At 41.5% G+C, this 9,181-nt stretch carries 11 protein-coding genes and 2 tRNA genes; 7 read left to right on the plus strand and 6 right to left on the minus strand.

Going from position 1 to position 9,181, the window contains the following annotated elements:
* Window positions 1–44: 44 nt before the first annotated feature.
* The 4 genes from hisA to hisB all read right to left on the minus strand — a co-directional run bounded on the left by hisA (window position 45) and on the right by hisB (window position 3,027).
* On the minus strand, window positions 45–779 hold the full coding sequence (gene hisA / locus FTV34_RS12820) for a 1-(5-phosphoribosyl)-5-[(5-phosphoribosylamino)methylideneamino]imidazole-4-carboxamide isomerase (protein WP_005232592.1): 735 nt from the start codon (window positions 777–779) through the stop codon (window positions 45–47).
* 222 nt (window positions 780–1,001) lie between these two features.
* Window positions 1,002–1,664, minus strand: coding sequence for a 3'-5' exonuclease (locus FTV34_RS12825; RefSeq protein ID WP_180034195.1), 663 nt, complete (start codon window positions 1,662–1,664; stop codon window positions 1,002–1,004).
* Between the two features lie 152 nt (window positions 1,665–1,816).
* The gene (gene hisH, locus FTV34_RS12830; protein WP_004781601.1) at window positions 1,817–2,434 is read right to left on the minus strand and encodes an imidazole glycerol phosphate synthase subunit HisH; all 618 of its coding nucleotides are present in this window, start codon (window positions 2,432–2,434) and stop codon (window positions 1,817–1,819) included.
* On the minus strand, window positions 2,434–3,027 hold the full coding sequence (gene hisB / locus FTV34_RS12835) for an imidazoleglycerol-phosphate dehydratase HisB (RefSeq protein ID WP_005232589.1): 594 nt from the start codon (window positions 3,025–3,027) through the stop codon (window positions 2,434–2,436). Before hisB ends, hisH begins: the two co-directional genes overlap by 1 nt.
* A gap of 96 nt (window positions 3,028–3,123) precedes the next feature.
* Between hisB and FTV34_RS12840 the strand changes: the two genes are divergently transcribed.
* The 7 genes from FTV34_RS12840 (at window position 3,124) to tehB (ending at window position 7,494) form a co-directional block, all read left to right on the plus strand.
* A complete protein-coding gene (locus FTV34_RS12840) occupies window positions 3,124–3,501 on the plus strand; it encodes a GNAT family N-acetyltransferase (protein WP_004781604.1) in 378 nt (125 codons plus the stop codon).
* A gap of 202 nt (window positions 3,502–3,703) precedes the next feature.
* A tRNA-Phe gene (locus FTV34_RS12845) sits at window positions 3,704–3,779 on the plus strand.
* Between the two features lie 136 nt (window positions 3,780–3,915).
* A tRNA-Phe gene (locus FTV34_RS12850) sits at window positions 3,916–3,991 on the plus strand.
* A 208-nt stretch (window positions 3,992–4,199) separates the two neighbouring features.
* Window positions 4,200–4,721 carry a hypothetical protein gene (locus tag FTV34_RS12855; protein ID WP_180070460.1) on the plus strand — a complete coding sequence of 174 codons (522 nt, stop codon included), beginning with the start codon at window positions 4,200–4,202 and terminating at the stop codon, window positions 4,719–4,721.
* A 228-nt stretch (window positions 4,722–4,949) separates the two neighbouring features.
* Complete coding sequence (locus FTV34_RS12860; protein ID WP_180031031.1) at window positions 4,950–5,450, plus strand: hypothetical protein; 501 nt, start codon at window positions 4,950–4,952, stop codon at window positions 5,448–5,450.
* 241 nt (window positions 5,451–5,691) lie between these two features.
* A complete protein-coding gene (locus FTV34_RS12865) occupies window positions 5,692–6,441 on the plus strand; it encodes a hypothetical protein (protein WP_180013854.1) in 750 nt (249 codons plus the stop codon).
* A 189-nt stretch (window positions 6,442–6,630) separates the two neighbouring features.
* Window positions 6,631–7,494 carry an SAM-dependent methyltransferase TehB gene (gene tehB, locus FTV34_RS12870; RefSeq protein ID WP_180031033.1) on the plus strand — a complete coding sequence of 288 codons (864 nt, stop codon included), beginning with the start codon at window positions 6,631–6,633 and terminating at the stop codon, window positions 7,492–7,494.
* Between the two features lie 102 nt (window positions 7,495–7,596).
* Here the strand turns inward: tehB and FTV34_RS12875 are convergent, their stop codons facing one another.
* Both FTV34_RS12875 and FTV34_RS12880 read right to left on the minus strand, forming a co-directional pair.
* Complete coding sequence (locus FTV34_RS12875; protein WP_180070462.1) at window positions 7,597–8,103, minus strand: hypothetical protein; 507 nt, start codon at window positions 8,101–8,103, stop codon at window positions 7,597–7,599.
* 133 nt (window positions 8,104–8,236) lie between these two features.
* The gene (locus FTV34_RS12880; protein ID WP_180070464.1) at window positions 8,237–9,067 is read right to left on the minus strand and encodes a hypothetical protein; all 831 of its coding nucleotides are present in this window, start codon (window positions 9,065–9,067) and stop codon (window positions 8,237–8,239) included.
* Window positions 9,068–9,181: the final 114 nt, after the last annotated feature.

A 9,181-nucleotide genomic window follows, 5' to 3' on the forward strand; every position in this document is an offset into this window, starting at 1 on the left:
CAATAAAAAAAGAGGTCCACAGACCTCTTTTTCAGCAGACGCTATTATAGCGCTTCTTGTTCATCCAGCAATAATTGTGCTTCACGTAGATTTAAAGTGCCTTCATAGATCGCACGACCGGTAATCGCACCTAAAATGCCAGGCTGATCTTTCAGGTTACGCACGTCATCCATATTGGTTACACCACCTGAAGCAATTACAGGCAGACCTGAATATTGTGCCAGATGTACAGTTTGCTCAATGTTGACACCCTGCATCATGCCATCACGGGCAATATCGGTATAAACAATACTAGACACGCCTGCATCCGCAAAACGTTTTGCCAGATCAGTCGCTTTTACATCAGTCACATTCGCCCAGCCATCAGTTGCTACCATGCCGTTCATGGCATCGATACCCACAATAATGTGGCCTGCAAATTTTTTGCATGCTTCTTCTACAAATTCAGGATTTTGCACTGCTTTTGTACCAATAATCACAAAAGATACGCCTGCTTCCAGATAATGCTCAATGGTTTCCAGCGAGCGGATCCCGCCACCAATCTGGATAGGCAATTCTGGCTGTGATTTGGCAATGGCTTCTACCACTGGCTTATGAATCGGTGTACCTGCGAAAGCACCATTTAAATCTACTAAATGCAAGCGGCGAGCGCCTTCATTTACCCAATGCTGTGCTGTTGCCACTGGATCGTCAGAAAATACGGTATCGTCTTCCATACGACCTTGTTTTAAACGGACACATTTGCCATCTTTCAGGTCAATTGCAGGGATGATCAGCATGCTTTCGCTCCTTGCTCAATCTTTAGAATGAATTTCAGTGAGTTCATCTTAGCAAATAAAGTCGAAATTTCTAACTCTTAAACGGTATGAAAAAAGAAAACCTGTCTGAAGATATGCTGGAGTGACAGGATTTTATTCTTCAATTTTTTTATTCTTTGCAATACTCCTGATGGAGTCTGATATCAAAATGATATTTCATTAGAAAACTTATCTTTTGTTCGTTCAAATTTTTGAATGCGGGCGAATTTTCAATTTTAGTGAAGTATTGGGAACTTCCTTGGGGCCCAAGCCACGGTGCAGCAATTCTTCAAAAACCAGTAAAGGTGCATAGGCATCTGCAGCCGCATATTCAATCTGTGCCTGACTGAGATGTTTTTTTGCCCAGTTCGATGTCGTGACCCGTTTCGATTTAGGAAAATTCACCTGAAATAGCAAAGCCATCGCATTTTTTAATCCAAGAGGATTTTTAATGCCGAACGCACCAAAGCACTTTGACAGTTCAATGACACTGTTCAGCTCAATGCCTCTTTTACGGAAGAGATGCGCATCATTTTTCAGGCCAAAACCAACTTTAATCTGGTCTCGATTGGCAAAAATCGGTTTCAGAAAATCCCAAATGGCAGCATTCATTTGAAACAGGTAGGCCTTTTCCAGAGTGGCCAGCTGAATCAGATGCGGACCAGTGGACACTTCACCGACCTTGAAGGTCGGTTTAGACTCAGTGTCCAGACCAAAGACTGCGATCTGCTCAAGTTCTTCGCGTAGAGCTTCACATTGCTGAATGCTGTTAATCACCACAATATTTTCAGGCGCGATATTTTGAAAAGGTGGAAAATTTGCTATTGCCTCTTTACTCGGCAGAATATCGTTAAGCTGGGTATCCATGATTAAAGCATCTTCCATTGATGAATATTCGGGTTGAATAGAGCATACCTTAGAGAAGGAAGCTTGGATGTGAATTATTTTTCAAAAATAAAATTTTAAACTGTAGCCCATAAAAAAAGCCCGCATGATGCGAGCTTTTTGAATGTATTGGATTAGATATTCCAATCCACAAAGTTTTTCAGCAGTTGCAGTCCTGCAGTATGACTCTTTTCAGGATGGAACTGGGTCGCAAACAGGTTGTCTTTATGCAGGGCAGTACAGAAATCAATACCGTAGTTACAGGTCGCTGCCACGATGCTTGGATCTTGTGGTTCCACATAGTAACTGTGCACGAAATAGAAACGTGCATCCTGAGCAATGTCTTTCCACATTGGATGGCTTGGATCGGCCTGATGTACCTGGTTCCAGCCCATATGCGGCACTTTTAAACCTGCCATTTCCGGGAAGTGTTTCACTTCACCTGCAAAAATGCCCAGTGCATCCGCACCGCCATTTTCTTCAGAGCGTTGCATCAGGGCCTGCATACCGACACAGATGGCCAATACCGGTTTGTTAAACACGGCATTACGTACCACTTCATCAATTCCGGCTTCATGCATGCCTTGCATGCAGTCACGCATTGCACCCACACCCGGAAAAACGATTTTGTCGGCTTGGGCAATCAGTTTTGGATCATTAGTCACATCTACCGTTGCACCGACGTGTTCAAGTGCTTTGGCTGCTGAGTGTAGGTTTCCCATGCCATAGTCAAGAAGGGCAATACGGGTCATTACAAGGTACCTTTGGTTGAAGCAACAGTATTCGCAGCACGTGGATCAACTTCACATGCCATACGCAGTGCACGGGCAAATGCCTTAAATACACTTTCGATCTGGTGGTGACTGTTTTTACCTTTCAGGTTGTCAATGTGTACAGTCATCAGCGAGTGGTTGACAAAGCCCTGGAAAAACTCAGAAAACAGGTCTACATCAAAACGGCCAATCATGGCACGGGTAAATGGAATGTCCATAAACAGACCCGGACGGCCAGACAGATCCACCACGACACGGCTTAAAGATTCATCAAGCGGCGCATAGAAGTGTCCATAACGACGTAGGCCTTTTTTATCACCCAAAGCCTGAGCGAACGCTTGACCTAAGGTAATACCACAGTCTTCTACGGTATGATGGTCATCAATTTCCAGATCTCCGTCACAATGAATATCAATATCGAACAGACCATGTCGCTTGATTTGATCAATCATATGATCTAAAAATGGAATACCAGTGTTTAAAGTGCCTTGACCAGTACCATCGAGGTTCAAACGAACTCGAATTTTGGTTTCGTTGGTATTTCTTACCACTTCACTGATACGATCTGTCATAGACACGTTCCTCAAATACGTCAAAATGATTGATGTAGAAAATATTTTCGCCGTGACGACGTCACCGCATATTAGATTGCTCAGGAGGGTTTATCAATGCCTATTACCGTACATGCTTATACTTCTCTAGAAAACGACGAAGTGCGCAGCCAGCTTGAGCGACTGTATGACACTAGCCCTGAATTTAGTGATGGGGCAGATGCCATTGAACATCTAGAGCAAAACCTTGCACAGTATACCTTACTTTATACCGCAGAATTTAACACCAAAATCATCGGCGCCATCTGGTGCACGGGACAAGGCGAAAGCCGGACCCTGGAAAATATTGTGGTGCATCCGGCCAACCGTGGACGCGGGGTTGCAGAAAGGCTGGTGAGTGAGGCATGCCGCATGGAAGAGGAAAAAGGAGTAAAAGCATTCGTACCGGGATGCGGAGCCATTCACCGTTGTCTGGCAAATCTTGAAAAAATTTAGATACAGATAAATTCCAAGCAGCCTTCGGGCTGCTTTTTTTGTAAATACCGGATTCAATTTGTTTTATTAGTCAGGTATTTGCTGAGAATAGTGAAAATATTGCTGTATAAGCATGTAAATCGATGGAAAAGTAAACATTTGATGATTTTTATACGTTATGTACTTGACGATTAAGAGCTGAAACTGTTTAATACGCGACATCGGCGTGATAGCTCAGTTGGTAGAGCAACGGATTGAAAATCCGTGTGTCCCCAGTTCGATCCTGGGTCTCGCCACCATATTCAAAACGATTTTAAAGTTTTCAATCCCTGATCCCATCAGGGATTTTTTTTAGGCCAAAATTCAGACACTCAATCTTTTTTTTCATAATTTCGATTGACTAATGTGTCTAGATACGGCTTAATACACCGCATCGGCGTGATAGCTCAGTTGGTAGAGCAACGGATTGAAAATCCGTGTGTCCCCAGTTCGATCCTGGGTCTCGCCACCATATTCGAAAAAACTTCAAACATTGTTTGAGGTTTTTTTTCGCCTGTGATTTTTGATTCAGCCTAAGAATTAACTTGTTTTGCCATTCATCTGAGCAAGAATGAGTTCTCTAAATAATCAAGGTAATCTAATAGATAATTAAATTAAATACAGACTTTAGCAACCGATGAAGGCATTCAGGTTGTGAAATTTGAAGTAGGGGAAAGCCCATGAATAGTCTAAAAACATCTTTATTTGGGGCTCTGTTAGGTACATTGAGCATAGCAGTGCATGCGGAAGAACAGAAAACGGTGCTTACCTTGCCTACGATGACCATTATGGCTGAACCTGAAATGAGTAATGAGACTGGCTATGTTCCATTTATTGAGAATGAAGCCAATCGTCTTGCCTTACAGCATCAGGTAATCCGGGGAACCAAAGATGCAGAAAATTTTATGGTCAATCCAAATGTGCTGGCAAACCTCGATATTAAGCCGACCCAAGCTCCAGATTTGAGTTTACTGTCACCTGCACTGCAACAGTATGTGATGACCATTGCCCAGGGCTTACAATCTGGTGATCCAACCCAAGGGCTGTATACACTGCTGGAGAATGTCGGGATCGATCGTAGCAGCAGCTTGCAACCAGGACGCGGTCTTCAACTACAGATTAATCTGAACAAGGTGAATCTGGGCTTATTAGAAAACTACAACAATCCATCTCCTGTAGCGCAATTTCCAAGATCTCCTTAAAGGATGAGCCAGTAATGCAAATCAATCCCCATATTGGGGATTTTTGCTTTTTTAAATCTAACTTCTGAATAATTCATATTTTTTAGGAGCTTAGCTCCTGATTTGCTGGTTGGCTTTATGAGGGTGTAATGGATTCGATTGACCGTTTATCAAACTTAACAATAAGAAGCTGTATTACTTGTAAGATTTAATCTGACGCTTTCCCTTTTCCAACCGAGGGGTAATAAGATGAATCTCCTAAAATCCATTCAAAGCTTGGGCCTGATGCTGACCTGTACTGCTTTTACTCTCCCTGTACTGAGTCATGCAGCTCCTGCTCATTCTGAAGCAACGGTACTTCCCACCTTAACTGTCATGGCAGAGCCTGAAATGCGTGCTGTGACGGAAATAACGCCTTATCAGGAAGGTGCCAGCCAGCGTAAGGCTTTGCAGATGCGCCTGATGAAAATTGAACGCGATATCCAGGCTTATAGTGTCGATGGTGATGTCGTTGCAAATATTGACATGGGGGCAGCAGCGCCTAATCCAGATCTGGACAGTCTGCCTACTGTGTTCCGGGAATATGTACTGGCAGTAGCGCAAGGCTTGCAGTCCTCAGATCCAAGAAATGGAATCTATGTGATTTTGCAACCTTTTGGCATTGACCGGAATGCCACCAATGTCCAGATCGTCAGGGAGCAGTTTGATCCGAATCGGCTTGAGCTCAGGCTGCCTTTTGGTTCGCGCTAGCACACAATCCGATGGGTCAGGCTGATCAGGTCAGTCAGTTTCGGTATAGCCAGATCACGTCATGAAGAAAGGAAGTCTGAAAACTTATTTCCTTTCTTCAGGCTTTTTACTGGATTCATTTTTTCAGTATTGAGGAAGCACGTTCACAAATGTGAAAAGCTCTATGTCTTGAATTATGCTGGAAAAATAAGCATAGTGTAAAAAATCAACAAGATCTGGATGACAGACCTGGAGCGTGTAGATGCCCCGTGTTTTTATGATTATCGCTGGAGTGGTACTGGCAATTTTGATCTGGTTATTTTATCAAAATTCTGTAGAGCAGGAACAGCAGGCCGATTTGCAAGAATATGAAACGGTACTGGAAGAAAAAACTGGATCTATTTTGCAACAGGCACAGGATTGGTCTAAACCGATTCAGATTGATCTGGAAGATGATCGTCTGGATGGGGATTATGCCGTGATGGCCCAATTTATTCTGGGTCAGATGCGTGATCGTGCCGAGGCTCGCAATCAGTATTTACGTGACCTCAAAGCAGCGGACTGGGATCGTTTTCTGGACATTGACCGTTTAGCCAAAGATCAAGCCCAAGACTATAAAGAAACCGAAGCCATGCTGAAGCGTGTGCATGAAATTGTCGATGGTTATGAACAGACAATTCAACAGCGGGCAACCCAGCAGTTAGAGCAGGTGAAACAGCTGGACATAAAAAACCGCTATCGTCAGCAGCTGGCAGATAATCTGAAAGCCAATCAGCAGCAGGATAATGCCCATGCAATTTTTGAAATTGAAAAACAGAGTCTGGCCAAAGCAGACCAGCTATTTCTGGTGCTGAAAAACAATAAATGGGAAAAGAAAAACCAGACCTTTATGTTCTATGAAGATGCACCCTTAAAGCAATTCAATAAGCTGTATCAGGAAATAGTGCAGCTCAATCAGCAAATGACTCAAGTGGATCAGCAGGCACTTAAAGAGGCAGAGAACAAACTCTAAGTATAAGGATCTTATGATTTCTTATCTCTAAATGACATGATGTTTTTCTGTCAGAATTAGTCTTGTTGCATTGCTTACATCAAAGATGTGCCAGTTCTCATTGGTAAGAGAACCAGCTATGCTTAAGAAAAATGAATATCCAGAAGCATGTTTGCAGACGGAAAGTGAGAATAGGGAGCACAATCTTTTATGCAACAATTGAAATGTTATAAAGAATTTCCGGTCTGGATGCAGCAAGCTATCCCACAAGGGTTCAAGCAGCCACACAATACCAAAGCGGGCACTTGGGCAAAGCTGACTGTGCTCAAAGGTGAGCTGCATTTTGCCATGCTGGATCCGTCAGGTCATATACAGTCTGAACATGTATTTACGCCAGAGCAGCAACCACCGTTCATTGAGCCACAGGCATGGCATAAGATTATTTCTGCCAGTGAAGATGCAGAATGTCAGCTGCGTTTTTACTGCAAACCTGAGGATTACTTTAACAAGAAATATCAGCTAAGCCCGACCCATTCGGAAATTCTGGCGGCTATGCCGTATTTAAAGGGTGGTCGTGCGCTGGATGTCGGTTGTGGTTCAGGCCGCAATTCGCTGTATTTGAGCCAGAACGGTTTTGAAGTTGACGCCTGGGATGTGAATGAAAATAGTCTGCAGACCTTAAGACAGATCATTCAGGCCGAAGAAATCGGGAATATTCAGGTTCAGCAACGGGATTTAAATCTTGACCCAAGTATTCAGGGCCAATATGACTTTATCTGCTGTACGGTAGTGATGATGTTCCTACAGGCCGATACCATTCCACCTCTTATTGCACAGATGCAGCAGGCGACAGTGCCGGGCGGTTATAACCTGATTGTCTGTGCGATGGATACCGATGATATTCCGGTACAGCCAGACTTTCCGTTTAGTTTTAAGCCGGGACAGCTCAGTGCCTATTATGAAGGCTGGAATTTGGTGAAATACAATGAAAATGTAGGTGAATTACACCGAGTAGATGAACAGGGCAACCGGATTAAGCAGCATTTTGCGACTATGCTAGCCCGAAAGGTCTAATAAGAGATTTATAGGTCTTTATATTTTTGGCTTTAAATCTGAAAGAGCTAAAAATAAAAAAAGATGCCACTCGGACATCTTTTTTTATGGATTTAAAATATCTTAAGCAGATTTTTTAAACCAAGAGAACCAGCCTTTTTTCTCGGCTTTTACAGCTGCTTCGGCAGGTGCTGCTTTTACTTCTTCAGCTTTTGCTACAGTTGCTTCTTTTACTTCAGCAGTTTTTACAGCTGCATCGGTTTTCACGGCTTCTGCTTTAGAATCCGCTACTTTTTTCATATCTGCAGGTGCAGCTTTTGCAGCTTCTACTTTTTGAGCCGCTTCAGTTTTTGCTGCTTCTTTAGTTTGAGCAGCTTGTTGTTGAGTTGCTTCTACTTTAGCGACAGCCGCTTGTTTCTCAGCAGTAGCTTTGGCAGCAGAGTCTTGTGCTTTAACAGTCGCAGTCGCTACTTTTGCTTGTGCAGGTGCAGTTGCTTGTTGAGCAGTTTGAGCGGCAACAGTTTTTGCTTGTTCTTTCATTGCAGCAACAGGAGAAACTGTTGCAGAAGCCATAGCAGAAGCTGAAGTTGCAACGATTGCAGTTGCTAGAAGTGTTTTAAGCATTTTCATGCATAACCCCATAAATAAAGGAGAGAAATGTGGGGTTATGATACGCCTACCAAATATAAGTGACTGAGGGATAAGTTTTTATTGGTTGAATATTCAACTAAATTTACAAAGGGATAACATTGTCATTATTAGATTAATGGAATGTTTTACTAAAGCATTTAAAGAAGTGTAAATAGCAAATATTTTCAATCACTTCAAAAAGTCGATCAAAATTAGAAAAACTCAAATTGTTTTGACTTTTTATAATATGCTCAAAATATTCAACTTTACCATAATGATTATTATGTTTTTGACCACTACATTTGTTGTCAAGACATAAAGTCTTATTTCCGATTTTTTGTTGTTGGAGGGTTTTATCAAACATATCTTCAATAGAGTTAATTTGCTGTTGATTGATGCTTGAGTTTTGAGGAAGGGAAATCAAATATAGATTATGAAATACGTGTGCAACTTTTATAGAAGAATTTGTTTGAATTTCAATATACGAATTACTCTTACTTTTTGCATAATTAAATACATCAAAACCATCTTTATCTGGATCAACCATAATAATGGTTGGTAATTGATATTCATTTTTAGAAATATACAAGTTTTGAAATGCGCTTATAAATCTTTTTAAATTTTGAGTGCCACTACGAATATTTAGTTCATTTTGAAAAAAAGTCGGTGTATGGTCACTAAAAGCTGTTGGATGAAAGCAGTTAGATTTTTTAATTTTTAAATATAAATTAAGATATTGAGGATCTGTTTTTCCTTCACATAGAATTTTTATTTTTTCAGAATGGACAAAACGATAATGAAAAATAGCTTTGATCATCATTTTTTCAAATGAGTTTAAAGATTTTGGTATCTTTTTATTTCTTTGAATATCATTATTAGTCAATTCTGGAAGAATAATCTTAGGTTGAAGTGGTTGATGTCTTTTTAAATTTTCGCGCTTTATATAATGTAGAGACCTTTGCACGAAACAGCCCCTTTGCTCGAGGCATACCACCAAACCGAAAAAAAACAAAGAATGGCAATGAAATAAGCAAAACAATGGCTAAATCATGGATAAAATCTCCAAATGGTTGTTAAA

The sequence above is a fragment of the Acinetobacter sp. YH16038 genome (assembly GCF_013417275.1).
Classification (GTDB): Bacteria; Pseudomonadota; Gammaproteobacteria; order Pseudomonadales; family Moraxellaceae; genus Acinetobacter.

What these genes read in the sequence shown, in the direction of transcription:
- FTV34_RS12865 (WP_180013854.1), top strand. Translation starts at nt 5,692, where the DNA reads ATGCCCCGTGTTTTTATGATTATCGCTGGAGTGGTACTGGCAATTTTG.
- hisA (WP_005232592.1), bottom strand. Translation starts at nt 779, where the DNA reads ATGCTGATCATCCCTGCAATTGACCTGAAAGATGGCAAATGTGTCCGT.
- hisH (WP_004781601.1), bottom strand. Translation starts at nt 2,434, where the DNA reads ATGACCCGTATTGCCCTTCTTGACTATGGCATGGGAAACCTACACTCA.
- tehB (WP_180031033.1), top strand. Translation starts at nt 6,631, where the DNA reads ATGCAACAATTGAAATGTTATAAAGAATTTCCGGTCTGGATGCAGCAA.
- hisB (WP_005232589.1), bottom strand. Translation starts at nt 3,027, where the DNA reads ATGACAGATCGTATCAGTGAAGTGGTAAGAAATACCAACGAAACCAAA.
- FTV34_RS12875 (WP_180070462.1), bottom strand. Translation starts at nt 8,103, where the DNA reads ATGAAAATGCTTAAAACACTTCTAGCAACTGCAATCGTTGCAACTTCA.
- FTV34_RS12855 (WP_180070460.1), top strand. Translation starts at nt 4,200, where the DNA reads ATGAATAGTCTAAAAACATCTTTATTTGGGGCTCTGTTAGGTACATTG.
- FTV34_RS12840 (WP_004781604.1), top strand. Translation starts at nt 3,124, where the DNA reads ATGCCTATTACCGTACATGCTTATACTTCTCTAGAAAACGACGAAGTG.
- FTV34_RS12860 (WP_180031031.1), top strand. Translation starts at nt 4,950, where the DNA reads ATGAATCTCCTAAAATCCATTCAAAGCTTGGGCCTGATGCTGACCTGT.
- FTV34_RS12825 (WP_180034195.1), bottom strand. Translation starts at nt 1,664, where the DNA reads ATGGATACCCAGCTTAACGATATTCTGCCGAGTAAAGAGGCAATAGCA.